We start from the raw sequence: 26,069 nt of genomic DNA on the forward strand, positions 1-26,069 counted from the left end.
GGCACGACCGGGCGCTTTGATGGCGTGGCATTACTCGTTTCGGGGAAAAACCGCCACCCCGGTATGGTCCAAGGCCGGAACGCGGAATTGGGCCAGACAGCAAACCACGGCCAAGGCGTGTTGAGATTCAGGTCAGGCCGAGTCGGAGTCGAAGACGGGCGCGAAGCGACCAAACTGGATGGGTTCCGAGAACCGGAGCGGAGCGTACTTCCGGTATGTGAGCACCGGAAGCGCAGGAAGCCGTCATTGCAGGCCGGCCTCACCTGAATATCAACACGCCTTAGCGCGCTTTCTGGATCGTCGGCTTCCGGGCGCTTTCCTTGATCAGCCGGTCGATATGCATGCGAATATGCGCCGCCTCGGCGGCGGTGTTGGCCAAGGCGATGGCGCGGTCGAAGGCGACACGCGCCTCCTCGTTGCGGCCAAGCTGCATGAGCAGCCCGCCCCTCAGCCCGAAGAAATGGAAATAGCCCGACAGCCGCTCTTCCAGCGGCTCGATCATGGCAAGCGCCGCTTCGGCACCCTTCACTTTGCTCACCGCGACAGCCCGGTTCAGCGTCACCACCGGCGACGGCTGCATCTGTTCCAGCAGGCCGTAGAGCAGGTCGATCTCGGTCCAGTCGGTGTCCTCGGCGACAGCAGCCCGCGCATGCAGCGCCGCGATCGCCGCCTGCACCTGGTAGGGGCCGGGCTTGCGGTGGCGCAGCGCCTTGTCGACCAGCGCCAGGCCCTCGTCGATCATCTTGCGGCTCCACAGCGAGCGGTCCTGGTCCTCGAGCAGGACGATCTCGCCATTCTCGTCGAACCGTGCTGGCGCCCGGGCATGCTGCAGCAAGAGCAGCGCGGTCAGCCCCATGATCTCCGGCTCGGCCTGGAAGAGCCTGAGCAACAGGCGGGCAAGGCGGATCGCTTCTTCGCACAGCGGCGCCCGTGCCGGCGCCTCGCCGCCATTGGTCGAATAGCCTTCGTTGAAGATCAGATAGACCATCGCCGCGACAGCGGCGAGCCGCTCCGAGCGCTCGACCGCGCCCGGCGTCTCAAACGGCACGCCGGCATCGGCAATGCGCGCCTTGGCGCGGGTGATGCGCTGTTCCATGGCGCTCTCGCCAACCAGGAAGGCGCGCGCGATCTGCTTGACGGTGAGGCCGGAGACGATGCGCAGCGCCACCGCGATCTGCTGCGTCGCCGGCAGATCCGGATGGCAGCAGATGAACAGAAGCCGCAGGATATCGTCGCGGTAATGCGCGCCGTCCAGCCGTTCGGCCATGTCGCTCTCCGCGTCCTCCAGATCGGAAACCTGGTCCTCTTCCGGCATCGGCGCCTGCTTGGCGCGCTTGCGCACGGCGTCGATGCCGCTGTTGCGGCCAACGAAGATCAGCCAGGCCGCCGGATCGCGCGGCGGCCCGTTCTTCGGCCAGTTGTTGAGCGCCCTCAGGCACGCATCCTGGAAAGCCTCTTCCGCGGCGTCGAGGTCGCGGAAGTAGCGCAGCAGCGCGCCCATCGCCTGCGGACGGGCGTTGCTGATCGCGTTGCTTATCCAGGCAAGCTCCGTCATACCGCGACCTTTGTCGGGTTGAAGATCGAAACCGGCCGGATCTCGTAGGAGCCGCCGCTCGGATTGACCTCGGAAAGCTCCCGCGCGAATGCGACGGCTTCGTCGAGATCCTTGCATTCGAGCGTGTAGAAGCCGAGGAACTGTTCCTTGGTCTCGGCGAACGGGCCGTCCAGCACCACCGCCTCGCCCTTGACCTTTCTCAGCGTGGTCGCCGCGGTCGTCGGCAAAAGGCGCGCCACGGGGCCGAGCCGACCCGCCTTGGCGTATTTGTCCTGCACGTTGAGGAGCTTAGCCATGACTTCGTCGTCCTGTTCCTTGCTCCAGGAGCAAACGACGTCTTCGGAAGCGTAGCAGAGGATGGCGTAGAGCATGGCAGGTCCTTTCCGTATCAAAGGACGCGACACTAGGGCCCTTCCCGACACAAGGTCGATAAAAAAATTTAACGAGGGATCACGGACTTGGCGGTCTCCACGCCTGCCTGTCAGGCGCCGCGCGCCTGCAGCCATCCGAGCACCAGCGTTTCTTCCTCGTCGAGGCCGGATATCAGGCGTTTGCGCTTGTTGGCCTCGGCCATTTCGTCAAGCAGGCGCCCTTTGCTCCACGACTCGAACACCAGCGGATGGATGTAGCATTTGCGGCAGACCGCCCGCGTGTTGCCCAACCGCTCGGCGACTTTGTCGACGACACTGTTGATCACCCGTTTTTGCTGGGTTTTGCTCTCCGGCAGCTCGGTCTTCGCAAACAGCGACGCCGCATGGATCGTGCCGCCCCAGGTGCGGAAATGCTTTGAGCTGAATTCGGCGCCGGAAGCCTCGCGAATATAGCGGTTGACGTCCTCCGAGCGCACCGGCCGCCGGGCGCCATCTTCACCCAGATATTGGAACAGCTTCTGGCCCGGCAGATCCTGGGCGCCGCGCACGACCTTGGCGATGCGCCGATCGACCAGCTTCAGCTTCCATTCCTTACCCGACTTGCCCTTGAAGGCGAAGCGCAGGCTAGAGCCGGTGATCTCGACATGGCGGTCGCGCAGCGTGGTCAGGCCGAAGCTCTTGTTGTCGCGTGCGTAGGCCGCATTGCCGATCCGGATCATCGTGTTGTCGAGCAACCAGACCACCGAGGCGACGACACGTTCCAGAGGCAGCCCGTGCCGGCGCAGATCCGCATCGATCTGCCGCCTGAGAGCAGGCAGGCTTTCGGCGAAGGCGACGAGGCTTGAATATTTGACGCCGTCGCGCTCCTCGATCCATTGCGGGTGATACCGGTACTGTTTACGGCCGCGCTGATCCCGGCCTGTCGCCTGGATATGGCCGTCCGGGTCGGGCGAGATCCACACATCGGTCCAGGCCGGCGGAATGACGATCGCCTTGATGCGGGCAAGCGTCTCCGCGCTGACTGCCCGCCCGTTCGGACCGGCATAGGAGAATCCCTTGCCTTTTCGCAATCGCCGAACGCCGGGATCGGCGTCGCTGACATAGCTGAGCGACGCGTGCTCGGCCGAATCTTGCGCACCGTTCCTCCGGGTTTCCTCGTTCCGCGGCGAACGGTCCGAGGACAATTGTGAATGCTGCAACATGCCGGCTCCGCGAAATTGTCGTAGATAAATCCGCGCGCTGGTCACTGGTTCCGAAAGAGATTTCAGTCCCGCCGGTTGGCGGATAGATCAGCCATCCAAAGCCCACCGTCATCGGCATGGGCGGGAAGATACTCGCGGCCCTCCGGCACGGCCTCGAGGACCATTCCCGACTCGTCCGCCAGATAGTCGTAGCCGATCTGCTGCAGCCGGTGATCCGGATCGAGACGATTGTAGAGGTCGCGACGCGCCGAACGCCGTTTCGGCTCGATCATCTTCAGATGATAAAGATTGAGACCGCTGTCCTTGAGCCTGAAGTCGATTTCATCGGGAAACCAGGCGCCATGCAAATCCTGCGATCGATATCGATCAGGATGGTAGGCGGAAAAAAGCCTGTGTTGCATCTTCTGGCCCCAGGTGCCGTCGACCCGGTAGCTGGCCGGCGTATACATCTCCCGGCAACGAAATCCCCAGGCGATGCGCCTGGACCCGCCGGTCAACCGGCCGATCCGGCCGGCGACGGCATTTTCCAGCCTTTCATCGGGATCCATGGCCAGAACCCAATCGGCGCCCGCCTCATGGGCCGCGGCGATAAGCGCGCGCCGCCTTTGCGGCTCGCTGCTGAAAACCCCTTCCGAGGCGCGGTCGTCATAGGCGATCCAGCCGTCGACGACAGGCTCGAGGTTGGCGATGAGGTCGGGCACGAGATGCTGATCGTAGCGATAGCTGAAGACGGCGACGATCTTGCGCCGCGACCAAGGCCATCGGCCGCGCCGCCGGTGCTGCGGCTTCATCTCGACGGTAATCATTGCCGGCCCTTCGGCGTGCCGACATGCCGGGCCCCGACCGACGCCCCCAGCGATTTGGCGAACAATGCCATCCACACGATCGGCAGCGACAGCCTGGCGAAAGTCCGGTCCCTGCCGGACAGCCCCTCCTTGACCAGCTTGCCGATATTACGCCGGTCCCGGAACACTTTTCGGAACGGGCGCACGGGTTTTCCGGCTTCGATTGACCCTAGATAGGCGCCATAGCGACGCCCGCGGCGATACTGGTCCGCAAGCAACCCGAACAGGCTCGTCTCGTTGCGATGAAGGGTCAGCACCCTCGGTTCCCAGACCGGCCGCAAAGCCTCCGGCAGTCTAGCCATGAATTCGGTGTCTTCTCCCGATATCAGTTGCTCGTCGAACGTCCCGTATCGATCGAACAGCGTCCGCTCGAACGATGCGCCGTAGCGCTGCGCCTTCTCGGCCGGCAAACCGGGCAGGCGTCGCATGGAGGTGACGAGATGCGCCGCGCAGGCGACCAGATTGCGCGGATGACTGTTGAGGATGGCGCTCGCCACAGCCGCGGCGCCTTCCCGATGACGCAGCAGCCGGACTTCGGCCCATCGCGGACAGGCCAGGCAATCATCCGCGAGAAAGGCGATGAACGGAGCCTGCGTGGCTGCGATGCCCCGGTTCCGAGCGGCGCCGGCAAACAACCGCTCCCTCACTTCGATGACCCTCACATCGATGCCGCCATCGGCAAGAAGCGCCTTGGCGTTCCCGCCGCCGGAATTCACGACCACGATCTCGAGCGGGACATCCTGGTCGAGCACGGACCTCACCGCCGCCACCAGTGCGGCGGGTGCCTGGAAACCTATCACCACGACCGCGAGATCCGGCCTCCCGGCCATCAGGCGCGTTGCAGTTGGGCGGCCGGCGCCGAGAACCGGCGTCGCAGCGCGATCTTCAACCTGTAGCGCATGCACCGCCAGACATCCGCGCCCGCCCTTGGCGCGGCTTCGGCCACGTTGAGGAATCTTGCCGCCATATCGAAATCGCCGCGCGCGTAGTGAACGCGCGCGATCTTCAGGGCGACGAGGCCTTCCCTGGTCTTGAGCGATCGTTCCGCGATGCCGCAGGACCGCAGCCGGCGCAGCGCCAGGCGCCATTCGAGAAAGCCCTTGGCAGGTCTGACAGTGAAACGATCGTCGGAGCGCTCCACCGACACGAAATAGATGAAGATGGGCCGTGTGACGACAGCAAGCGAGGCTTTAGCCATCACGCGCGTCCAGAACAGCGTGTCCTCATCATAGGCAAGGCCGGTCGCGAATCTTGTTTCGCCGACAACCCGCCGCGACACCAGCGCGCTGCCGACCGCGATCGACCGTATCCGCCCTTCGAGATAGGCGCAGGCGTTGGCCGGTCCGCTTGCCACGTAGCCGCCCGGCAGCTTGGTCGACCGCTCCTCGCCCTTGACATGGCGGCGGTAGGCGCCGACCACCATGCCGGGCCCCGGTTGCGCGCTCGCCTTGGCCAGCAAGGCGCGCAGGCCGCCTTCGAGATGGAGGTCGTCGGCATCGATCAGATAGATCCAGGGAAAGCGGGCCTGCTCCAGCGCCAGATTCCTGGAACCGCCGGCGTCGCGGCAGCTCGACTTTATGATGCGCAAGGGCAAACCGCAGCGCAAGGCCGCATCCGAGGCGACAGTCGCGGTTGCGTCGGACGACGAATCGTCGACCAGCAGCACCTCGCCGATAACTTCCTTTTCCGACGCCAGCGAAGCGAGCGTTCGGGCGATCGTCCGAGCCGCATCATGTGCCGGAATGATGACGCTTACCGCTTCCAAATCTCTCTCCGCGCCCGCTACGCGATCCGCAAGCGCTCGCCGATCCCCCGTCAATCCCAACGCCCACGATACCGGCCGCATCCGCGCTTGAGAAGCGCTTGTCGGCAATCGGGACTGCCATCACACCTTTTCCACGGCGACCGGAATGACGTCGACCGCCTGCTCGCCGACCTGACCACCGGTCGTCTTCAGCACGCCGACGATCGGTGCCACGTCGGAATAGTCGCGGCCGTATCCGACCGTGATATGATCGTTGCTCGCCCGCATGCCGTTGGTCGGGTCGAACTCCTGCCAGCCGGCATCGCGTCCGCACCAGGCCATGACCCACGCATGCATGGCGTCCGCGCCTTCGAGCCGAGGCTTGCCCTTGGGCGGGATCGTGCGCAGGAAGCCGCTGACATAGCCGGCCGGGATGCCAAGCCCGCGCAGGCCAGCGATCATGATATGCGAGAAGTCCTGGCAGACGCCGCGTTTCAGGGCAAACGCGTCGCTGGCCCGGGTCTGCACGGTCGTCGCCTTGCCGTCATAGGTGAAATCGCGATGGATGCGATTGCACAGATCGACCGCCGTGGCGACGGTTGACCCCGATAAACTGTCCCGCGCATAGGCCGTGATCGCCGCGTCGATGCCGACATGATCGCTGGCGGCGAGGAAATGATGCGGCGCGGACGGCGAGAGCGACCGCACCAGATCGAGCTCCGACCTCAGCCCGTTTATATCGGGCGAGACATCGAGACCCGGCTCGGGCCGCGAGACAGAGACGCGCGCGCTCATTCGGATGTCGAGCGTCTCATGCGCGTCGCGAAAGGCGATCGATGTGACGTTGTTGCCGAAGAAATCGGAAAAATCGGCACGCTCGGCCGGCGGCGGCTGGAAGGATAGCGAGGCGGCGATCACGCGCTGCACGCCGGCGATCGTCTGCGGCATGACGCGCACTTGGTGCCGTCCGCCGCCGGCCGCGGACGCATAGTCGTAATGCAGATGGAGTTTGATGTCGTAGAGCATTAGAGCAATTCCAGCAAAAGTGCGTAGCGGTCAGGCTCGGCGGCTTCGCCGTAGCCTTGCGTCCGGAATTGCGCAAAAACAGAGAGATAGAGCATTGGAGGCGATCCTTTTCGCTGGAAATGCCCTAACCGAAATAGGCTCTGGAGAGGCTGTTGTAGAGATCGCCGATCTGGCCGGCGAAGTCGTCGAGCACCTTGGCGCTCATATCTGACGGCTCCATGACGGCGATTGCCGTGTTGAGCTGCAGGATTTCCTTGGCGGCGGGCGACATATGCCCCTCGCCGCCGATCGAAGGCAGCATGCCGATCTCGGCCTTCAGCCGCTCGAGCTGGAACAGGACCGAACGCGGGTTGAGCGGATCGAGCGCCAGCAGGTCGATCACCGTGCGCCGCCCGGCCTGCACCGGATATTGCCGGCGATGGGTCATGACGCTGTCGCCGATCTCCAGCATCATGTCGAGCGCGCCTTCAGGCGCCCCTTTCCGCGTCAGCCGGCTGAGCGTGCCGGCGATCTGGATGCCGCGCTCCAGGCGTCGGCCGATCTCCAGGAAGCGCCAACCGGTGAAGCGGTACATGTTCTCATGCAGCAGGCCGGAAAAGCCCGCGAGCTTGCGCAGCATCACCGTCATGGCCCGCGTCGCGTCGTCTCCGGGCGCGACCGTCTCCGCGAATTTGTGGATGGTCTTCGACAGATCCTTCAGCGCCAGCCAGCCATCGGGAGAGAAACGGTCGCGAATCTGGCCGGCGCTGTAGACCGCGCTGTCCAAAGTCCCGATCAACCCCGGCGGTATCGCCGTTTCGACCTCGATGCCGTACGGCTCCAGATAGTCCCTGATATCAGCGAGCAGCGGCATGTCTGGATCGGACGTCTCGGCAAGCCGCACGTGATAGGCGCGCAGCACGCGCACCGTGTCTTCGGAACGCTCGATATAGCGCCCGAGCCAGGTCAGGTTCTCGGCCGCGCGGCTGGGCAGGCTGCCCGGCATGGTGCGGGTGAAGCCGTCATGTTCCTGCGGCAGCAATGTCTCGCGCTCGACCGGCCTGTCGCTGACCACCCAGACATCCGCCGCCTGGCCGCCGCGCTGCATGGCGATCGCCGTCGGGTCGAGCGAAAAGCCGACGCGGGCGAAGCCGCCGGGCATCACCGTCCAGCCTTCCGGCGTGCGCGCCAGATAGACGCGCAGGCTGGCGGGCCGTGGCTCCAGCAGGCCGCCGACGAACACCGGCGTGGTCGACAACGTCACTGCTTCCTGGCCAACGAAATCGGCGCCGCCAGTCTCGATCCGCGCGACGAGCTCGGCCCGCTCGCCGGCCGAAAGGGACGAGCCGAGCCGGGTCGCGCCATCGTCCTCGAAGGCAAGCCGGGTCGACAGCGCCGGGCCGACCACCATGCGATCGATATTGGCCAGCACATGGGCGCGCTCGGCCTCCTGCCCGCACCACCAGGTGGCGATGCTCGGCAGCTTGAGGTCGTCACCTTGCAGTTCCCGCGCGATCCTGGGCAGGAACGACAGCAAGGCCCGCGTCTCCAGCAAGCCGGAACCCAGCGCATTGACGGCCGAAACGGAGCCGCGCCTTATCGCCTCGACCAAGCCCGGCGTGCCGATCTGCGAGTCCGGCCGGAGCTCCAGCGGATCGGCGAAGGCGGCGTCGAGCCGCCGCCACAGGACGCCGATCGGCAGCAAACCCGAAACGGTGCGCACCACCAGCCTGCCGCCGGATACAGTCAGGTCCTCGCCCTCGAGCAGCATGATGCCGAGATAGCGGGCGATATAGGCGTGCTCGTAATAGGTTTCGTTGAGCGGTCCCGGCGTCAGGATGGCGACCCGGCCGCCCGATTCCCTCGCCATGCCGTTCAGCGCGTCGCGGAAACGGCGGAAGAAGCCGGCGAGCCGATGCACATGCATCTCGCCATAGATGTCCGACAGCGCGCGCGTGGTGGCGACGCGGTTCTCCAGCGCGAAGCCCGCGCCTGACGGCGCCTGGGCGCGATCGCCCAGCACCCACCAGCGCCCGTCCGGGCCACGGCCGAGCTCGAAGGCGACCATATGCAGGAAATGCCCGCTGGCCGGCCGGACGCCGGCGACGGGGCGCAGGTATTCGGGGCTCGCCGCGATCAACGCGGCCGGCAGTATCCCCTTCTCGACCAGCCGGTTCGGCCCATAGATATCGGCCAGGATCGCCTCGAACAGGTCGGCGCGCTGGACGAGGCCGGCGCTGATGTCGGCCCATTCCTTCTCGTCGATCAACAGGGGGACATGCGCGAGCGGCCACTCCCGCTCATTGGCCCCGGCCTGTTCGTAGACGCGGTAGTAGACGCCGGCATCGCGCAGATACTGGTCGGCGCGCGCGAACCGCTGCCCGAGCCGCTCCGCCCCCAGATCGTCGAGCGCGTCGATGAAGAAGCGCCAGGCCGGACGCGGGCTTCCCGCGGCGTCGACCATCTCGTCGACGACGCCTTCGATCGGCCGATAGCGTTCCAGCAGGCTCTGCGCCCGCGGCCCGCCGCCTGCCCGTCTCTGATTCCCCTTGGCCATTGTCGATCAGAGTCTCGCCGGCCGCCTGAGGTCAAGGGTCATGGGGAACTCTTCAGAGGCTTCTTCGTCACGCAACACATAGCCGCCCGGCGTGTGGCCGCGCGGTTCGAACCGGGCAAGCCGTCGCGCCTCGGCCTCGTTGCCGTTGACCGGGAAGGTGTCGTAATTGCGGCCGCCCGGATGCGCGACATGGTAGACGCAGCCGCCGACGGAGCGGCCCGACCAGCGGTCATAGATGTCGAAGACCAGCGGCGTGTTGACCGGCAGGGCCGGATGCAGGCCCGACGCCGGCTGCCAGGCCTTGAAACGAACGCCGGCCACCGCGACCTCGCGGTTGTCGGTGACTTTCATCGGCACGATGCGGCCGTTGCAGACGATGGCGTGGCGCTCCGCATTGAGGCCTTCGGTCCGTACCTGCAACCGCTCGACGGAAGAATCGACGAAGCGGACCGTGCCGCCGATCGCACCTTGTTCGCCCATCACATGCCAGGGCTCCAGCGCTTGCCTCAGTTCCAGCTTGACGCCGCCATGCTGCACCTCGCCGCAGAACGGGAAGCGGAATTCGAGCTGGGCCGCGAACCATTCGGGGCGGAAGTCGAAGCCGTTCAGCTTCAGGTCCTCCAGCACGTCGAGGAAATCCGCCCATACATAATGCGGCAGCATGAAGCGGTCATGCAGCGACGTGCCCCAGCGCGCGAAACGGCCATCCAGCGGGTTCTTCCAGGCCCGGGCGATGATCGCGCGCACCAGCAACTGCTGAGCGAGGGACATGCGCGCATTGGGCGGCATTTCGAAACCGCGGAACTCGACCAGACCGAGCCGCCCGGTCGGGCCATCCGGCGAGAACAATTTGTCGATGCAGATTTCCGACCGGTGCGTGTTGCCGGTCACGTCGGTCAGGAGATTGCGGAACAGCCGGTCGACCAGCCAGGGCAAAGGTGCCGCGCCCTTGTCCGGATGCGGCACCTGCGCCAGCGCGATCTCCAGCTCGTAAAGTGAATCGTGCCGCGCCTCGTCGAAGCGCGGCGCCTGGCTGGTCGGACCGATGAATAGGCCCGAAAACAGGTAGGACAGCGACGGATGCCGCTGCCATTGCAGCACCAGGCTCTTCAACAAGTCCGGCCGGCGCAGGAACGGGCTGTCATTGGGCGTCGCGCCGCCGACCACGACATGGTTGCCGCCGCCGGTGCCGGTATGGCGGCCATCGATCATGAACTTGTCGGTGCCGAGCCGCGATTGCCTTGCTTCCTCATAGATCGCCGTGGTGGTGGCGACGCATTCCTGCCAGTTGGCGGCCGGGTGGATGTTCACCTCGATGACGCCGGGATCCGGCGCGACGCGGATGACGTTGAGGCGCGGATCGTGCGGCGGAGCATAGCCCTCGATATGCACCGGCACGCCGATGGCCTTCGCGGCATTCTCCGCCGCCGCCACCAGTTCGAGATAATCTTCCAGCGCCTCGACCGGCGGCATGAACACGCAGAGCCGGCCGTCGCGCGGCTCGACGCTGAGCGCGGTGCGCACCGCGCCGCCGATCTCGGTGATCTCCTGCTCGACCCGGTCCTGCTGACCGGTCGCCGCCGTGAACGATACCGCTTGCTGGCGGCGCGCCATTTCGTCGGCGCCTTCGAGTTCGGCTGGTGCCGCCGTGGGCAAAATCGCCTCGCGCGCCGGCAGCGGACCGCGCGGCACGGATGGATCGACCGGCACGATATAAGGGAACTGCGCCGGCGGCACATAGGGCAGCGTACCGAGCGGCAGTCGGTAGCCGACCGGCGAGTCGCCCGGCACCAGGAACAGACGGCCGCGCCGCGTCTTCCATTTCTCCGAGCGCCAGCGCTGTCCGGCAGCCTGGCTGTTCCAACGCTGCACCGGCAACACATAGCCCGACGGCTTGGTCAGGCCGCGCTCGAAGACGCGGGCCATGCGGCTGCGTTCTTCCGGATCTTCCAGCTTCGAATTGGACGGGTCGACATTGTCCGGCAGCTTGCCTTCCTTGAGCAGCCACTCGCCGGGATCCTCATAGGCCTCGCTGACCATCGATTGTTCGATACCAAGCCCGTCGGCGATTGCCTTGAGCAGGCTTTCGGCTTGCACCGGCCCGATATCCGCTTTGCCCGTCTCCCGCGCGATCAGCGAAGGATCGCGCCAGACCGGCTCGCCGTCTGCGCGCCAGTAGAGCGAGAAGGTCCAGCGCGGCAGGCTCTCGCCCGGGTACCACTTGCCCTGGCCGTAATGCAGGAAGCCGCCCGGCGCGAAGCGCTCGCGCAGCCGCCGGATGAGCTGGTCGGCCTTGTCGCGCTTGGTCGGGCCGACGGCCGCCGTGTTCCATTCGGCGGATTCGAAATCGTCGATCGACACGAAGGTCGGCTCGCCACCCATGGTGAGCCGCACATCGCCGTCTCCCAGCGCCGCGTCGACTTTTTCGCCCAGTTGATCGAGCGCCTCCCAGCTTTCGTCGGAGAACGGCTTGGTGATGCGCGGATGCTCGGCGATCCGGTCGACCCGCATGTCGAAGCCGAAATCGACATTGGCGAAGCTTGCCATGCCGGAGATCGGTGCGGCATTGCGGAAATGCGGCGTCGCGGCGAGCGGCACATGGCTTTCGCCGGTCAGCAGACCGGAGGTCGGGTCGAAGCCGATCCAGCCGGCGCCCGGAAGATAGACCTCGCACCAGGCGTGCAGGTCGGTGAAGTCGACGGTGGTTCCAGGCGGTCCATCGAGCGCCACCAGATCGGGCTTGAGCTGGATCAGGTAGCCGGAGACGAAGCGCGCGGCGATGCCGAGATTTCTGAGGATCTGCACCAGCAGCCAGCTGGAATCCCGGCACGAGCCCTTGGCCGCGGCAAGCGTCTCTTCCGGCGAGAAGACGCCGGTCTCCATGCGCACGATATAGGCGATCTCGCGCTGCAGCCTTGCATTGAGGTCGACCAGGAAATCGACGGTGTTCCTCGGGCTGCGGTCGATGCTTTCCAGGAATTTGGACAACAGCGGCCCGGCCGGCTCTGGCGTGCGGTAGATGGCAAGGTCGTCCCTGATCTCTTCGGGATATTCGAACGGAAACGTCTCGGCCGTAGGCTCGACGAAGAAGTCGAACGGATTGTAGACCGTCATGTCGGCGACGAGGTCGACCTCGATCTTCAATTCACTCACCGGCTCCGGAAAGACGAAGCGGGCGAGGAAGTTGCCGTAGGGATCCTGCTGCAGATTGACGAAGTGGTTTGCCGGCTCGACCTTGAGCGAGTGGCTGAGCACCTTGGTGCGCGAATGCGGCGCCGGCTGCAGCCTGATCACCTGAGGACCGAGCACCACCGGCCGGTCATATTTGTAATGGGTCAGGTGATGAACGGCTGCCAGAATTGCCATGGGGCCCCGGAGTTCGGCGTTTCAGTCGCCGAACCCTGACATAAATGCTGGCCATTCTCCAAGCAGAGATGTTGCGCTGCACCTAATTTATGCAGCGTTGCCGGCTTAGAAGAACGCCTGGATACCGGTCTGCGCCCGTCCCAGGATCAGCGCATGCACGTCATGCGTGCCTTCATAGGTGTTGACCGTCTCCAGGTTCTGCGCGTGGCGCATCACATGGTAGCCGATCTGGATGCCGTTGCCCCCATGCATGTCGCGGGCCTGGCGAGCGAGGTCGAGCGCCTTGCCGCAATTGTTGCGCTTGACGATCGAGATCATCTCAGGCGCCATCTTGCCTTCGTCCATCAGCCGGCCGACGCGCAACGAGCCCTGCAGGCCGAGCGCGATCTCGGTCTGCATGTCGGCGAGTTTCTTCTGGAATAGCTGCGTGCCGGCAAGCGGCTTGCCGAACTGTTTTCTGTCGAGGCCATATTGCCGCGCCCGGTGCCAGCAATCCTCGGCGGCGCCCATCGCGCCCCAGGAAATGCCGTAGCGCGCGCGGTTGAGGCAGCCGAACGGACCGCCGAGGCCCCTGGCGTTTGGCAGCAACGCGTCTTCGCCAACCTCGACGCCTTCCATCACCACTTCACCGGTAATCGACGCCCGCAGCGACAACTTGCCGCCGATCTTCGGCGCCGACAGCCCCTTCATGCCCTTTTCCAGCACGAAGCCGCGGATCTCATCCTTGCCGTTGTCGCCCTTCAGCTTCGCCCAGACGACGAAGACGTCGGCGATCGGCGCGTTCGAGATCCACATCTTGGAGCCGGAGAGCTTGTAGCCGTTCGCGGTCTTCTCCGCGCGCGTCTTCATGCCGCCCGGATCGGAGCCGGCATCCGGCTCGGTGAGGCCGAAGCAGCCGATCCATTCGCCCGAGGCGAGCTTCGGCAGGTATTTCTTGCGCTGCGCTTCCGAGCCATAGGCATGGATCGGATACATGACCAGCGAGGACTGCACGCTCATCATCGAGCGGTAGCCCGAGTCGATGCGTTCAACTTCCCGCGCGACCAGGCCGTAGGTCACGTAGCCGGCGCCGAGCCCGCCATATTCTTCCGGAATGGTGATGCCGAGCAGGCCCGCCTCGCCCATCTCGCGGAAGATCGACGGATCGGTCTTCTCGTCGGCATAGGCTTCCTCGATGCGCGGCGCCAGCTTGTCGGCGGCGAAGGCGGCGGCGCCGTCGCGCACCATGCGCTCGTCCTCGGAAAGCTGGTCCTCGATGAGGAAAGGATCGTTCCAGACGAAGGCGTACTTCTCGGCGGCCATGGCCTCGCTCCCGGTAAAAATCTTGGATTGCCCGGCTTATCCGCCTGCGCCGGCGAAAAATCAAACAAAATTGCATCACGCATCAATGAGCGTTAGTAATAGGTCATGAACGTCCAGCGCCGTCTTTTGCCGAACACCGCCGCGCTCGCCGCCTTCGAGGCGGTGGCGCGCCTCGGCTCCTTCACGGCAGCCGCCCGCGAACTCGATCTGACACAAGGCGCCATCAGCCGGCAGATCGGCCTTCTCGAGGAGCAGTTCGGGCGTCGGCTCTTCGAACGCGACAGCCGCAATGTCCGGCTGTCGACGGCAGGCGAGATCTATGCCGAGGCGGTTCGCTCGGCACTCGGCCAGTTGCGCGATGCCGCGCTCGGATTGATGAGCAATCGGCATAGCGGCGTTCTCAACCTTGCCATTCTGCCGACCTTCGGCACACGCTGGCTGATGCCGCTGATCCCGGATTTCGTCGCCCGCCATCCCGACATCACCATCAACTTCGCCACCCGCATCGGCCGCTTCGACTTTGCCCGCGAGCGGCTGGACGCCGCCATCCATCACGGCATGCCCGACTGGCCGGACGCAGACTGCACGCTTCTGATGCGCGAAACCGTGATGCCTGTGGCTTCACCCGAATTCCTCGCCAACCGCGCCATCGCCACGCCGGCCGATATCAGCCGCCTGCCGCTGCTGCACATGGCGACACGCCCCGGCGCTTGGAGCGAATGGTTCGAGCATCAGGGGCTGGAGGCGCCGACCGGACCCGGCATGCAGTTCGAGCAGTTCGGCACGGTCGCCCAGGCCTGCATGGCGGGGCTCGGCGTCGCGCTGCTGCCGGAAATCCTGATTGCCGGCGAATTGCAGCGCCGCCAGCTGGTGCCGGCGCCGGGCACGCCGATGCAAAGCCGCAGCGCCTATTATCTGGTCGTGCCGCACGACAAGCGCGGCCACCCACCGGTCGCCAGTTTTCGCGACTGGCTGCTGGGTCAGATCGGCAAGGAGCCGGCTGTCCTGGCCTGGTAAGCTACTTGCGCTTCATCGCCTCTGTTTTCGGCTGTAAGCGTCGCGTCATTGCGACTCGCGTTTCGGCAACTTTCGCATCGAGCTTGCTCTTGATCCGGGCGAAAGCCTGATTTCCGTCGACCGAACTGCCACTCGCCATGCCCTCGTCCCAAAGACGCCCCAACTCGTGGACACTCACTTCCTCGAAGCTTGCCATATCGCGCGTCCCTCCAGGCACGGATGGTAGATAACGCTCTACCGATTGCAAGGAACCATTCGAGGCTATTTCCGCTTCATCGCCTCGGCGAGCGCGGCACCGAACGCGCCCTGCGAAGGCTTTTCCGGCTGGCGCTGTGGTGCCGGCGAACGCGGCGCCGGCTTGCCACCGCCGTGATCGCGCTGGCCGCCGCGAGGCGCCCCACCCTCGCCGCCATCCTTGCGCATCGACAACCCGATGCGCTTGCGCTTGATGTCGACATCGACGACCCGCACCTTCACCACGTCGCCGGCCTTCACCACGTCATGCGCGTCCTTGATGAAACGGTCGGCCAGTTGCGAGACATGCACCAGCCCGTCCTGGTGCACGCCGATGTCGACGAAGGCTCCGAAAGCCGCAACATTGGTGACGGTGCCTTCGAGCAGCATGCCGGGTTTCAGGTCCTTGATGTCGTCGACGCCCTCGGCAAAGGTCGCCGTCTTGAAGCCGGGGCGCGGGTCGCGTCCGGGCTTTTCAAGCTCGGCGATGATGTCGCGCACCGTCGGCAGGCCGAAGCGCTCGTCGACGAAGACGCGCGGGTCGAGCGCCTTGAGCGCGGCGCCGTCGCCCATCAGCGCGCGGACATCCCTCCCGCAAGCGGCGACGATCTTCTTGGCTACCCCATAGGCTTCCGGATGCACCGATGACGCATCGAGCGGCTCCGCGCCGTTCGGGATGCGCAGGAAGCCGGCGCTTTGCTCGAAGGCGCGCGGCCCGAGCCGCGCCACCTTGAGCAGGTCCCTGCGGTTGGCAAACGGCCCGGTCGTGTCGCGATGCGCGACGATCGCCTCGGCGAGCGACGGCCCCAACCCCGACACGCGCGCCAAAAGCGGCGCCGAGGCCGTGTTGAGGTCGACGCCGACCGCGTTCACCGCGTCCTCGACCACCGCCTCCAAGGAGCGGCCAAGCCGGTACTGGTCCACATCATGCTGGTACTGGCCGACGCCGATCGACTTCGGCTCGATCTTGACCAGCTCGGCCAACGGATCCTGCAGACGCCGGGCGATCGACACCGCGCCGCGCAGCGAAACATCCAGGCCCGGGAATTCCGCCGCTGCCGTAGCCGAGGCGGAATACACGGAAGCGCCGGCTTCGCTGACGATGACCTTGAGCGGCTTCGGCCCCGCGCCTGCCGGCATATCCGACAGCATGTCGGCAACCAGCTTCTCGGTTTCGCGGCTGCCGGTGCCGTTGCCGATCGAGATCAGCTCGACCTTGTGCTGGCGGATCAGGGCGGCAAGTTCGGCCTGCGTGCCGCGCACGTCGTTCCTGGGCGGGAACGGATAGACGGTCGTGGTCGCCACCAGCTTGCCGGTGCCATCGACCACCGCCACCTTGACGCCGGTGCGGATGCCGGGGTCGAGCCCCATCGTCGGCCGCGAACCGGCAGGCGCGGCCAACAGCAGGTCCTTGAGGTTGCGGGCAAAGACATGGATCGCCTCTTCCTCGGCCCGTTCGCGCAGGTCGCGCATCAGATCGAGCGTCAGATGCAGCGACAGCTTTATCCGCCAGGTCCAGCCGGCCACGTCCATCAGCCATTTGTCGCCCGGCAGGCTGCCGCCGATCGCATACGCATTGGCGATCATGCGCTCGACCGGTTTTACGGGTGAGGCGTCATCGGCATCGACTTCGATGTCCAGGGACAGAACCTCTTCGTTGCGGCCGCGCAGCATGGCCAAGGCGCGGTGGCTGGGCACGCCCGCCCAGCGCTCGACATGGTCGAAATAGTCGGAGAACTTTGCGCCGGCTTCCTGCTTGCCGTCGACGACTTTTGCACGCAGGAAGGCGCGTTCCTTCATATAGGCGCGCAGCTTGCCGACCAGATCGGCATTTTCGGCGAACTGCTCCGACAGGATGTCGCGCGCGCCTTCAAGCGCCGCCTTGGCGTCGGCCACCTCTTCGGTGATGTAGGCGAGCGCCAACTCGGCAGGTACGGCGGAACGATCGGCAAGGATCGCCTCGGCCAGGGGTCCAAGCCCGCGCTCCCTGGCGATCTCGGCCTTGGTGCGGCGTTTCGGCTTATAGGGCAGGTAGATGTCTTCCAACTCGGCCTTCGTGGCGGCCGCGACGATCTTAGCCTCCAGCTCCTCTGTCAGCTTGCCCTGTTCGCGGATCGAGCCAAGAATCGTGTCGCGGCGCGCATCGAGCTCTCGCAAATAGGCCAATCGCTCGGCAAGGTCGCGCAACTGCGTGTCGTCGAGCCCGCCGGTGACTTCCTTGCGGTAACGCGCCACGAACGGAACTGTCGCGCCCTCGTCGAGCAGCCCGATTGCCGCCGCGGCCTGCTCCGGCCGCGCACCGATCTCGGCCGCGATGATTGCTGCGATGCGCTTGATGTCCGATGCCATGCCGATCCCTGTCGAAAAGAGCGGCGACCATAGGCCCGGAGAACCGTCACGCCAACCGCGCCGGTTTCATCATGCGCCGAAGGTCCACAGAAAACAGCCCTTGGAACCAATCTCGGGTCGGCTCAGACCATGCCGCTCAGCGCATCCAGGAACACCACAATATCGTCATCCAGCTTCTCATCCACCGGCTCCGGCTGCGACGACATCTTGGCGACGACCACTTCCGCCCTCGGATTGACGTAGAGCCACTGGCCGTGGATGCCGATACAGCAGAAGGCGCCGCTGTCATGGCCGGTCTGGTACCATTTGTTGCGGTAGCGCCCGTTCGGAAACAGGAAGGCCATCGTGCCCCGCTGCCAGGCTTCATGGCTGCCGCCGGTGGCGACCGTGTCGCGCACCCAGGCTTCCGGGACGATGCGGTGGCCATTGGCCGTGCCGCCCTGCCGCATCATCTCGCCGATGCGGGCAAGGTCGCGCGGCGTCATCGACATGCCGCCGGCGGTGCGCGCCGTGCCTTCCATGTCGACCGTCACCGACATCTCGCTTGCGGCACCGAGCGGCTGCCAGAGTTTTTCGCTGAGCAATTGGCTGACGCGCTTGCCGGAAGCGCGCTCGACAAGGATGCCGAGCATATCGGAATTGGGCGAACGGTAGCGATAGGTCTGGCCGTGCGGCTCGGCAAGGCGCTGGATGCTCATCAGGAATGCCGTGAGGCTCTCCGATCCGCCACCGGGGTTCCACAGCGTCGAGCGGCGGTAGCGGGCGAACGCGCTCTCTGGATCGAGATAGGCTTCCTCGAAATCGAGGCTGACCGTCATGTCGAGCACGTTGCGCACGCTCGCATCGCCATAGGCCGAGCCCTTGGCTTCGGGAATGTATTGCGTCACCGGCGCGCCGGGGTCGAACACCCCTTCGCCCTCCAATATGCCTGCGAGGATCGCCGTCACCGACTTGCTGATCGAAAAGATGATGTGGCGGGCTCCAAACGGCATATGCGGCGCCGACCAGTCGCCAACCAGCTTGCCCGCCTTCAGGATCGTCAGCCCATCGGTGTCGGAACGCTTCAGGAAGCTCTCGACGGTTTCGCTACCGCCGGCGAGCGAGACCTTCTCCTCGAGCAAAGCGCCGAGCGACTTCGCCTGCTCCTCGCCGCCGGGCGCCGCCGCGACATGCGCGCTCGGCACCAACTCGCCGACATTCTGGAAGGACCATCGGTTGAACGGCGCCAGCCGCCAGGTTTCGAGCCGCACATCCTTGCGGGCAAAACCATATTGAGCCTCGAACGCGGTCTTGCCGCTCATGATACTCTCCCGGATTCTGCTTGCGGCTTCAGCCCAGCGCGGCGGCGATGGCATGCACCGCCTTCTGCGTCGCCACCGAATAGGCGGCGTTGAGGAAATCCGGATAGGTCGAAAGCTTCACCACGACCATCCTGTTTTCCCAGCTCATATGGATCAATTGGCCGAATACGCCGCGGCACATCAGCGACCGTGAACGCGAATCCTCGATCCAGAACTGGTTGCGATAGCTGCCGTCCGGAAGGCTCGGGCTGAAATTCGGCCCGTGCTTGCCGCTGCGCGTCGCCTCGATCCAGTCGGCCGGGACCACGCCGCCGCCATTGTCGAGTATTAATTGTCCGAAGCGGCCATAGTCGCGCAGCGTCGCGTTGAAGCCGCCATCGGCCAGCGCGTAGCCGGCGCTGTCTACTGTAAAGCAGGCGCTTTCGTCAGCGCCGAGCTTTTGCCAGAGCTCTTCGGAGACGAGCTGCGCCAGGCGCTTGCCGCTCACCCGTTCCATGACGAAGGCGAGCACGTCGGTCTCGATCGAGCGGTATTCGAACGCCGCGCCATGCGGGCGCACTCGGTCCTTCAGCCGCAGGATCAGCTCGAACAGGTGCGACGGCCACGCAAAATCCGGATCGCTGCCCGGAGGGACTGGCTTCCAGCCAGTCGCGACATCGACCTGTCCGATCTCCGAATAGCGATCGGTATATTCCTCGGAGAAGCGCACGCCCGTCGTCATGTCGAGCACTTGCTGCACGGTGGCGCCGGCCCAGCCGGTCTGGCCGAGCTCCGGCAGATAGTCGGTGACCAGCTTGCCCGGATCGATCAGGCCGCGCCCGACCAGGATGCCGCACACCGATCCGGTGATCGATTTCGCCATCGACTGCGACAGGTGCAGCGTGCGCTCATCCATGCCGTTGAAATAGCGCTCATAGGCTATCCTGCCGTCCTTCAGCACCAGGAAGCCGTCGGCATAGGTTTCGTCGAGCAAGCCGGCGAGCGTCGTCGGTGCTCCATTGCTGTCCACGACAGCCAAGCCATCGAGGTCAACCTCGTTGCGCTCCAGGCGATGGCGATGGCCGTTACCGCGCCAGACTTCGACCGTCGGCAGGAATTCGCGCATGTGCTGGAAGGCCCAGCGGTTCCACGGCGGCCGGTCCCAATCGAGCTTCGGCGGCACAAGGCTGGGTGGCGAGCCCTGCATGATCGGCGGCCGCGGATCGGAGTTGCGGTACGATGTCATCAGATCCTCCCTAATGCATGTCGCCCAAAAGTGCGCGGCGGTTTTGGGAAACGACATGCACAGAAACAGTCACACGAAGGGGAGGCCGGAGCCTCCCCTCCTGTCATGCTTGCCTGCGAAATTACTTGCGCAGGTTGGTCCAGATCTTGTTGTAGATCTCCACCACGTCCGGCGGGCACGGCGGCACGAATTCCGGCGTCGGCGAGCCGGCCGGAGGGCTGATTTCCGGCGAGTTGGCGAATTCCTCGGGCAGGAATTTGTGGCTGCCGGCGATGCCGTTGTCATAGCCGGCGAACTCCGAGATCAGCGCCGCGTTCTCGGGCGCCATGACGAAGTCCTGGAACAGCTTGGCGTTGTCGAGGTTCTTGGCGCCCTTCAGCACCGCGACATTGTCCATCCAGCCTTCGATGCCTTCCTTCGGATAGGCATATTTGATCGCCGGTATCTTCTGGCGCGAGCGATAGCTGGCGCCGTTCCACTGCTCCGACACGATGACGTCGCCGGAGGTGATCTTGGTGATGGTGTCGTAGCTGAAGGTCTTCCACGACGGCTTGGCGGCCATCAGTATGTCGTTGACCTTCTTCAGATTGGCCTTGTCGGCGCCGCAGCGCGGCACACCGGCATAACGCTCGGCCGCATGCAGGACGCTGTTGACGTCGTCGAGCACGTTAATCTGGCCCTTGAGTTCATCCGGCGGATTGAACAGGATGGCATAACTGTTGATGTCGCCCTTGAACTTGTCGGTGTTGACCGAGAACGCCGTCGTGCCGAACTGCCACGGCGCGGTATAGTGGCGGCCCTTGTCCCAATAGACGTCCACGAAGCGCGGATCGATGTTCTTGCCGTTCGGCATCGCGTTGGGCTCGGTCTTTTCGAGCAGGCCCTCTTCGACCATGATCTTCACGGTGTAGTCCGACGGCACGACGATGTCGTAGCCGGAATTGCCGGCGCGCACCTTGGACAGCATGGTTTCGTTGGAATCGTAGTCGTCCAGCGTCACCTTGATGTTGTACTGCTTCTGGAACTTATCGATCAGCTTCGGGTTGGTGTAATCGCCCCAGTTGTAGATATGCAGTTCGCCGTCGGCGAGCGCCGGCACTGCCCATAAAAGCACGGCCGCGGAAACGGCCGCCATCAGTTTTCCAGACATTTATGTTCTCCTTGCCTTCCCATTGTTGTGTTTGGAGCTCATTTGGCGCGTCGCCGCGCGATCAGGAACGAGATCGAGACGAACAGGATCGACACCATGAGCAGGATGGTGGAGATGGCGTTGATCTCCGGCGTCATCGGGCGCCGGATCTGGTTCCAGATGTAGAGGGGCAGCGTCGTCTGGCCAGGGCCGGCGACCAGCTGCGTGATGGTGAAATCGTCGAAGGAAACAATGAAGGCGAGTGCCCCACCCGACATGATGCCGGGAACCAGCAGCGGCAGCGTGATGCGCCTGAAGGCATTCCACGGCGTCGCGTAAAGGTCCGCCGCCGCATATTCGAGCGTCAGATCCATATCCTCCAGCCGCGCCCGGATCGGCATATAGGCGAAGGGGATGCAGAACACGGTGTGGGCGAGGATAAGGTTGCCGATGCCGAAATTCAGCCCGAACGCGCCGGCGATCAGCGCGAAGAAGGAAAGCGTCGCCACTGCCGTGATGATCTCGGGCACCATCAGCGGCAGGTTGATCACCATGAAAGCCGCCGCAAGCCCGCGCCACGGCTTCACGCGTGTCATGCCGATCGCTGCAAGCGTCGCGCAGATGGTCGAGACGATCGTCGCGGTCACCGAGATGATCAGCGTGTTGCGTGCCGCGGCATGGAATTCCTCGTTGAGGAACGCGCTGCCGTACCAGTTGAGCGTGACGCCTTCCCAATGTGTGACCAGCGATCCGCTGTTCAGCGAGAAGATCATCAGGATCAGCACCGGCACATAGAGCACCAAAAGGCAGATGATGGCGATCGAACGGAAGCCCGGCTGGTCCTTGATGTCCATGATGCGGGGCTCAGCCATGCTGCACCTTGCCCGACGTGTTGCGGACATAGAAGAACAGCGCCACCAGCACCGCCGCCATCAGGATCAGCGCTTGCGCACAGCCGAGCGGCCAGTTGCGGCCCGAGCCGAACTGCTGCGCGATGAGATCGCCGATCATCAGGTGGACGCCACCGCCAAGGATCAGCGGTGTCACATAGGCGCCGAGCGCCGGGATGAAGACGAGCAGGCAGCCGGCGATGATGCCGGGCTTGGACATCGGGATGATCACCCGCCACAGCACCTGTCGGCGCGTCGCGTAAAGATCATACGCGGCTTCGATCAGCCGGAAGTCGAGTTTCTCCAGGCTCGAATAGAGCGGCAGCACCATGAACGGCAGGAAGGCGTAGAGCAGGCCGAGTTGGATGGCGAAGTTGGTGTAGAGCATGGTGATCGGCTTATCGATCACACCCAAGCCGATCAGCGCGTCGTTGATCAGGCCTTCGTCGCGGATGATGAACATGATCGCCAGCGTGCGCACCAGAAGGTTCGACCAGAACGGGATGGTGATAAGGAGCACCCACCAGTTGCGTTGCGCCGGCGGCCGGGTGGCCATGAAATAGGCGGTCGGAAAGCCGAGCAGCAGGCAGATGATCGTCGTCACCACCGCGAACAGGAAGGAGCGCAGGTAGATGACCAGGAAGTCCGGCGTGAATTGCAGCGTATCGTCGAAAATGTCGCGCTGGAACAGGAAGTTCAGATAGGCGTCGGTCGAGAACTGCCACTGCACGCCGCCATAGGGCGCGGCGACCAGGAACGAATAGACGCAGATGATGAGGAGCGGCAGCACGCCGAATATGCCGATGATGATCAGCGCCGGCAGTGACAGCAGCCGGTTGCGCCGAGCACCGGCTTTCACCGCCTGGGCTTCGAACAACGCGGCCTTGGAGAGCGTGGTCGGGGAGAGCGCGGCTGTCGTCATCAGTCTTTCAGGACGCGGGCGGCGTCCTCCTCGAACTGGATGCCGACCTTGGCGCCGGTCGCGTAGGTGACCGACGACGAGCGGCTGTTCTGGTGGCGCACGATGAAGTTTTCGCCGCCGTCGAGCTTGACGTGATAGTGCGTGTCGGTGCCGAAATAGACGATGTTGGAGAGCGTCCCGGCGATCGTGCCCTTGGCCGGATCGGGTACCAGGTCGGCGTGTTCGGGGCGAACCACAAGCGTCACCTCGCCGGTCGGGTCGAAGCCTTCCGGATAGCCCGCGGCGATCGTCGCGTTGCTGGCGAACTTGACCGTCGCCACGCCAGGCTTTTTCGACACCACCGTGCCAGGCAGGAAATTGGTTTCGCCGATGAAGTCGGCGACGAAGCGTTCGGCCGGCCGGTCGTAGATGTCGCGCGGCGTGCCGACCTGCAGGATCTTGCCGGCCGACATGACCGCGATGCGGTCGGACATGGTCAGCGCTTCTTCCTGGTCATGGGTGACGAAGATGAAGGTGATGCCGGTTTCGTTCTGCAGCCGCTTCAATTCGATCTGCATTTCCTTGCGCAGCTTGTAGTCCAGTGCCGACAAAGGCTCGTCGAGCAAAAGCACCTTCGGCTGTGGCGCCAGCGCCCGGGCCAGCGCCACGCGCTGCTGCTGGCCGCCCGAGATCTGGCTGGTGCTGCGCGCCTTCAGCGCCTCCATCTTGACCAGCTTCAGCATCTGGGCGACGCGCGCCTCGATCTCGGCTTTCGGCTTGCCGAGCATCTCCAGTCCGAAACCGATGTTCTGCGCCACCGTCATGTGCGGGAAGAGCGCGTAGCTCTGGAAGACGGTGTTGACCGGACGTTTGAAGGGCGGCAGCGGCGCGATGTCCTGGCCGTGCAGCAATATCTCTCCGGCGGTCGGAAAATCGAAGCCGGCAATCAATCTCAGCAGCGTCGTCTTTCCGCATCCGGACGGGCCGAGCAAAGTGAAAAACTCGTTTTCTCGGATCGACACGGACACCGTGTCGAGAGCGGCTACCTGATTTTCGCCGGTACCAAAGACCTTGCGAACACCGCGAACTTCGATCGCGTTCTTACCCGGTTGTTCCGGCACGATTACCCCATTGAGAGAGCCTGCTCTTGTCGGCAGGTGTGTTCCTGTTTGATTGTCACCACAAGCTGGTCGGCTTGGCAACTGCGGAGCAGTGACTCGATCCGAGCCCCTATTCAATTAAGCAATTCCTATGCCATCGTTAGGCTTGGTAAGTGATCTTTCCCCCGCAGATGGTGGTCACCGGGCGCACGGTGTGCAGCGCTTCCGGCGCGGTCGCCTCGATGTCAGCCGACAAAACGACGATATCGCCCAGATACCCGGTCTTCAGGCGACCCTTGCGATCTTCCATGAACTCCGCGTAGGCGCCCTCGACCGTGTAGCCCTCGATTGCTTCCTGCAACGAAAAGCTCTGGTCCGGCATGCCTTCTGCCCAAGGTTTGCGCATGACTGCCGCCTGGATGGACAGGATCGGATCGATCGGCGAAACCGGCCAGTCGGACGCGAACACCACGCGCGCGCCGGCGTTTTTCAACGTGCGCCAGGCATAGCTCAGCGCCCACTTGTCACGGCCGATGCGCGAGATCGTCGGCTCCATCGGGAAGTTCAGCGCGCCCGGCGGATGCGCCGGCTGCATCGAGGCGAGCACGCCGAGCTCGGCAAAACGCGGCACGTCGGAGGCCGTTGTCACCTCGATATGCTCGACGCGGTGCCGGCTGTCGCGCCTGCCGTTTTTCTTCTGCGCCGCTTCGTAGCCGTCCAGCACCGCCCGCACGGCGCCATCGCCGATCGAATGCACGGCGATCTGCAGGCCGCGCCTGTCGGCTTCGACCGCCACTTCGGCGAAATGCTCCGGCGAAAACAGCGGCTCGCCGCGCCATCCGGGCCGGTCGGCATAGTCGTCGACCATCACCGCCGTCCAGGAATCCAGCACCCCGTCATAGAAGACCTTGACCATGCCGGACGTCAGCCATTCGGAATTGTAGGCCGCGGCCATCCGCGAGGCTTTTTCCAGCATGTCCAGCTTCATGAAGTTCTTGAAGTGGAACGGGATTTTGGTGCGGCAGAGAAGCCGCCCCTCTTCTTCCAGCCCGGCCAGCAGCTCGAGCTGATAGAGATTGCCGTCCATGTTCTGGATCGAGGTGATGCCGTGCTTGGCGCACCACTGCAGGCCGCGATGCATCAGGTCACGATCGGCGGCCAGTTCCTCCGCCGAAGGATAGGGATCCGGCTCGGCGCCCTCGAGGCCGAGCCGCGTCCGGTTGGCCCCATAATGGTCGAGGAGCGGCCCGAAGGCCTCGCCTTCGCGCAGCTCGCCCGCGGCAAGCCCGTCGGCGCCCATGACGATCTCGTTGCCCTGTCCGACCTCTCTGCCATTGAGCAGCCCGGCCTCTTCCAGCGCCTTGGTGTTCGCCCACATCGTGTGGTGGTCCGAAGCCGACATGGCGAAGGGCCGGTCGGGAATGATACGGTCGAGATCGTGTCGCGTCACCGGCTCCGGCAGGATCGCGTAGTCAACGCCGGCGCCGATCAGGAGCCTGACGTCCGGGCGCCTGGCCGCGAAATCCTGGATCGCGTCGCGCAGCGCGTCGAAGCCGTGCACGCCCGCCAGATGCAGGTTGTCGAGCTCGGCCGCGCCGCCGAACAGATGCATATGCGCCTCGATGAAGCCCGGCAGGACGGATCCGCCATGGGCGTCGACGACCTTTGTCGCCGGTCCCTTGAGTTCTTCGATGGAAGCGCGGTTGCCGATGGCAATGATGACGCCGTCCTTGACGGCAACAGCCTCGGCGGTGGGATTGTCATCATCCATGGTCAGCACTCGGCCGTTGACGACCACCAGATCCGCACCACCATCCGCAACCGACATCGCGACTCCACATTTTGCTGAGGGACCGGCAACGCCACGTCCAACGGTCAGCCGCTCCACCGGGGCGACGCCATGGGACAAAAGTCGATGCCGATGCGCCGTCTTCGAAATTCCCCTTGTTATCGTGGAAGACAGCGTGGATAAAGAA

At 64.6% G+C, this 26,069-nt stretch carries 20 protein-coding genes; 1 reads left to right on the plus strand and 19 read right to left on the minus strand.

What is annotated here, in order from left to right; genetic code table 11:
* Window positions 1-280: 280 nt before the first annotated feature.
* From RFM52_RS10705 to RFM52_RS10750, 10 genes are all read right to left on the minus strand, one after another.
* On the minus strand, window positions 281-1,555 hold the full coding sequence (locus tag RFM52_RS10705) for an RNA polymerase sigma factor (protein ID WP_320293228.1): 1,275 nt from the start codon (window positions 1,553-1,555) through the stop codon (window positions 281-283).
* Window positions 1,552-1,926 (minus strand): YciI family protein, encoded by a 375-nt coding sequence (locus RFM52_RS10710; protein WP_320293227.1) that lies wholly within the window; start codon window positions 1,924-1,926, stop codon window positions 1,552-1,554. The genes RFM52_RS10705 and RFM52_RS10710 overlap by 4 nt, the downstream gene beginning before the upstream one ends.
* Before the next feature lie 110 nt (window positions 1,927-2,036).
* Entirely contained in the window at window positions 2,037-3,128 is a 1,092-nt protein-coding gene (locus RFM52_RS10715) for a DNA topoisomerase IB (protein WP_320293226.1), read from the minus strand.
* Between the two features lie 62 nt (window positions 3,129-3,190).
* Window positions 3,191-3,934, minus strand: a complete 744-nt coding sequence (locus RFM52_RS10720) for a glycosyltransferase family protein (protein ID WP_320293225.1) — start codon at window positions 3,932-3,934, stop codon at window positions 3,191-3,193.
* Window positions 3,931-4,803 (minus strand): glycosyltransferase family 2 protein, encoded by an 873-nt coding sequence (locus tag RFM52_RS10725; RefSeq protein ID WP_320293224.1) that lies wholly within the window; start codon window positions 4,801-4,803, stop codon window positions 3,931-3,933. The genes RFM52_RS10720 and RFM52_RS10725 overlap by 4 nt, the downstream gene beginning before the upstream one ends.
* Entirely contained in the window at window positions 4,803-5,738 is a 936-nt protein-coding gene (locus RFM52_RS10730; RefSeq protein ID WP_320293223.1) for a glycosyltransferase family 2 protein, read from the minus strand. The genes RFM52_RS10725 and RFM52_RS10730 overlap by 1 nt, the downstream gene beginning before the upstream one ends.
* 120 nt (window positions 5,739-5,858) lie before the next feature.
* Complete coding sequence (locus RFM52_RS10735) at window positions 5,859-6,743, minus strand: transglutaminase family protein (protein ID WP_320293222.1); 885 nt, start codon at window positions 6,741-6,743, stop codon at window positions 5,859-5,861.
* A gap of 124 nt (window positions 6,744-6,867) precedes the next feature.
* On the minus strand, window positions 6,868-9,279 hold the full coding sequence (locus RFM52_RS10740; protein ID WP_320293221.1) for a circularly permuted type 2 ATP-grasp protein: 2,412 nt from the start codon (window positions 9,277-9,279) through the stop codon (window positions 6,868-6,870).
* A 6-nt stretch (window positions 9,280-9,285) separates the two neighbouring features.
* The gene (locus tag RFM52_RS10745) at window positions 9,286-12,645 is read right to left on the minus strand and encodes a transglutaminase family protein (RefSeq protein WP_320293220.1); all 3,360 of its coding nucleotides are present in this window, start codon (window positions 12,643-12,645) and stop codon (window positions 9,286-9,288) included.
* Window positions 12,646-12,750: 105 nt separating this feature from the next.
* Window positions 12,751-13,947: an acyl-CoA dehydrogenase gene (locus RFM52_RS10750; protein ID WP_320293219.1), complete on the minus strand. Its 1,197-nt coding sequence runs from the start codon at window positions 13,945-13,947 to the stop codon at window positions 12,751-12,753.
* Between the two features lie 105 nt (window positions 13,948-14,052).
* Here RFM52_RS10750 and RFM52_RS10755 point away from each other — a divergent pair, with 105 nt between their 5' ends.
* On the plus strand, window positions 14,053-14,964 hold the full coding sequence (locus RFM52_RS10755; RefSeq protein ID WP_320293218.1) for a LysR family transcriptional regulator: 912 nt from the start codon (window positions 14,053-14,055) through the stop codon (window positions 14,962-14,964).
* 1 nt (window position 14,965) lies between these two features.
* Here the strand turns inward: RFM52_RS10755 and RFM52_RS10760 are convergent, their stop codons facing one another.
* From RFM52_RS10760 to RFM52_RS10800, 9 genes are all read right to left on the minus strand, one after another.
* Entirely contained in the window at window positions 14,966-15,160 is a 195-nt protein-coding gene (locus RFM52_RS10760) for a hypothetical protein (RefSeq protein WP_320293217.1), read from the minus strand.
* A 65-nt stretch (window positions 15,161-15,225) separates the two neighbouring features.
* Window positions 15,226-17,547: a Tex family protein gene (locus RFM52_RS10765; RefSeq protein ID WP_320293216.1), complete on the minus strand. Its 2,322-nt coding sequence runs from the start codon at window positions 17,545-17,547 to the stop codon at window positions 15,226-15,228.
* 122 nt (window positions 17,548-17,669) lie between these two features.
* Entirely contained in the window at window positions 17,670-18,848 is a 1,179-nt protein-coding gene (locus tag RFM52_RS10770; protein WP_320293215.1) for a serine hydrolase domain-containing protein, read from the minus strand.
* 28 nt (window positions 18,849-18,876) lie between these two features.
* On the minus strand, window positions 18,877-20,073 hold the full coding sequence (locus tag RFM52_RS10775) for a serine hydrolase domain-containing protein (protein ID WP_320293214.1): 1,197 nt from the start codon (window positions 20,071-20,073) through the stop codon (window positions 18,877-18,879).
* A gap of 121 nt (window positions 20,074-20,194) precedes the next feature.
* The gene (locus RFM52_RS10780; protein ID WP_320293213.1) at window positions 20,195-21,223 is read right to left on the minus strand and encodes an extracellular solute-binding protein; all 1,029 of its coding nucleotides are present in this window, start codon (window positions 21,221-21,223) and stop codon (window positions 20,195-20,197) included.
* Window positions 21,224-21,261: 38 nt separating this feature from the next.
* Window positions 21,262-22,074 carry an ABC transporter permease gene (locus tag RFM52_RS10785; protein WP_320293212.1) on the minus strand — a complete coding sequence of 271 codons (813 nt, stop codon included), beginning with the start codon at window positions 22,072-22,074 and terminating at the stop codon, window positions 21,262-21,264.
* Window positions 22,067-23,014, minus strand: coding sequence for an ABC transporter permease (locus RFM52_RS10790; RefSeq protein ID WP_320293211.1), 948 nt, complete (start codon window positions 23,012-23,014; stop codon window positions 22,067-22,069). The genes RFM52_RS10785 and RFM52_RS10790 overlap by 8 nt, the downstream gene beginning before the upstream one ends.
* Window positions 23,014-24,114 (minus strand): ABC transporter ATP-binding protein, encoded by a 1,101-nt coding sequence (locus tag RFM52_RS10795; protein WP_320293210.1) that lies wholly within the window; start codon window positions 24,112-24,114, stop codon window positions 23,014-23,016. Before RFM52_RS10795 ends, RFM52_RS10790 begins: the two co-directional genes overlap by 1 nt.
* Window positions 24,115-24,253: 139 nt before the next feature.
* Window positions 24,254-25,921 carry an amidohydrolase gene (locus RFM52_RS10800; RefSeq protein WP_320293209.1) on the minus strand — a complete coding sequence of 556 codons (1,668 nt, stop codon included), beginning with the start codon at window positions 25,919-25,921 and terminating at the stop codon, window positions 24,254-24,256.
* Between the last annotated feature and the right edge of the window lie 148 nt (window positions 25,922-26,069).

The sequence above is a fragment of the Mesorhizobium humile genome, assembly GCF_033977215.1.
In the GTDB taxonomy this organism is placed as follows: Bacteria; Pseudomonadota; Alphaproteobacteria; order Rhizobiales; family Rhizobiaceae; genus Mesorhizobium; species Mesorhizobium humile.

Bases quoted from the DNA above. Each gene is read 5' to 3' on its own strand.
- RFM52_RS10765 (WP_320293216.1), bottom strand. From the start codon at position 17,547: ATGGCATCGGACATCAAGCGCATCGCAGCAATCATCGCGGCCGAGATC.
- RFM52_RS10770 (WP_320293215.1), bottom strand. From the start codon at position 18,848: ATGAGCGGCAAGACCGCGTTCGAGGCTCAATATGGTTTTGCCCGCAAG.
- RFM52_RS10745 (WP_320293220.1), bottom strand. From the start codon at position 12,645: ATGGCAATTCTGGCAGCCGTTCATCACCTGACCCATTACAAATATGAC.
- RFM52_RS10750 (WP_320293219.1), bottom strand. From the start codon at position 13,947: ATGGCCGCCGAGAAGTACGCCTTCGTCTGGAACGATCCTTTCCTCATC.
- RFM52_RS10710 (WP_320293227.1), bottom strand. From the start codon at position 1,926: ATGCTCTACGCCATCCTCTGCTACGCTTCCGAAGACGTCGTTTGCTCC.
- RFM52_RS10775 (WP_320293214.1), bottom strand. From the start codon at position 20,073: ATGACATCGTACCGCAACTCCGATCCGCGGCCGCCGATCATGCAGGGC.
- RFM52_RS10800 (WP_320293209.1), bottom strand. From the start codon at position 25,921: ATGTCGGTTGCGGATGGTGGTGCGGATCTGGTGGTCGTCAACGGCCGA.
- RFM52_RS10785 (WP_320293212.1), bottom strand. From the start codon at position 22,074: ATGGCTGAGCCCCGCATCATGGACATCAAGGACCAGCCGGGCTTCCGT.
- RFM52_RS10720 (WP_320293225.1), bottom strand. From the start codon at position 3,934: ATGATTACCGTCGAGATGAAGCCGCAGCACCGGCGGCGCGGCCGATGG.
- RFM52_RS10755 (WP_320293218.1), top strand. From the start codon at position 14,053: ATGAACGTCCAGCGCCGTCTTTTGCCGAACACCGCCGCGCTCGCCGCC.
- RFM52_RS10725 (WP_320293224.1), bottom strand. From the start codon at position 4,803: ATGGCCGGGAGGCCGGATCTCGCGGTCGTGGTGATAGGTTTCCAGGCA.
- RFM52_RS10790 (WP_320293211.1), bottom strand. From the start codon at position 23,014: ATGACGACAGCCGCGCTCTCCCCGACCACGCTCTCCAAGGCCGCGTTG.
- RFM52_RS10780 (WP_320293213.1), bottom strand. From the start codon at position 21,223: ATGTCTGGAAAACTGATGGCGGCCGTTTCCGCGGCCGTGCTTTTATGG.
- RFM52_RS10760 (WP_320293217.1), bottom strand. From the start codon at position 15,160: ATGGCAAGCTTCGAGGAAGTGAGTGTCCACGAGTTGGGGCGTCTTTGG.
- RFM52_RS10735 (WP_320293222.1), bottom strand. From the start codon at position 6,743: ATGCTCTACGACATCAAACTCCATCTGCATTACGACTATGCGTCCGCG.
- RFM52_RS10715 (WP_320293226.1), bottom strand. From the start codon at position 3,128: ATGTTGCAGCATTCACAATTGTCCTCGGACCGTTCGCCGCGGAACGAG.
- RFM52_RS10705 (WP_320293228.1), bottom strand. From the start codon at position 1,555: ATGACGGAGCTTGCCTGGATAAGCAACGCGATCAGCAACGCCCGTCCG.
- RFM52_RS10740 (WP_320293221.1), bottom strand. From the start codon at position 9,279: ATGGCCAAGGGGAATCAGAGACGGGCAGGCGGCGGGCCGCGGGCGCAG.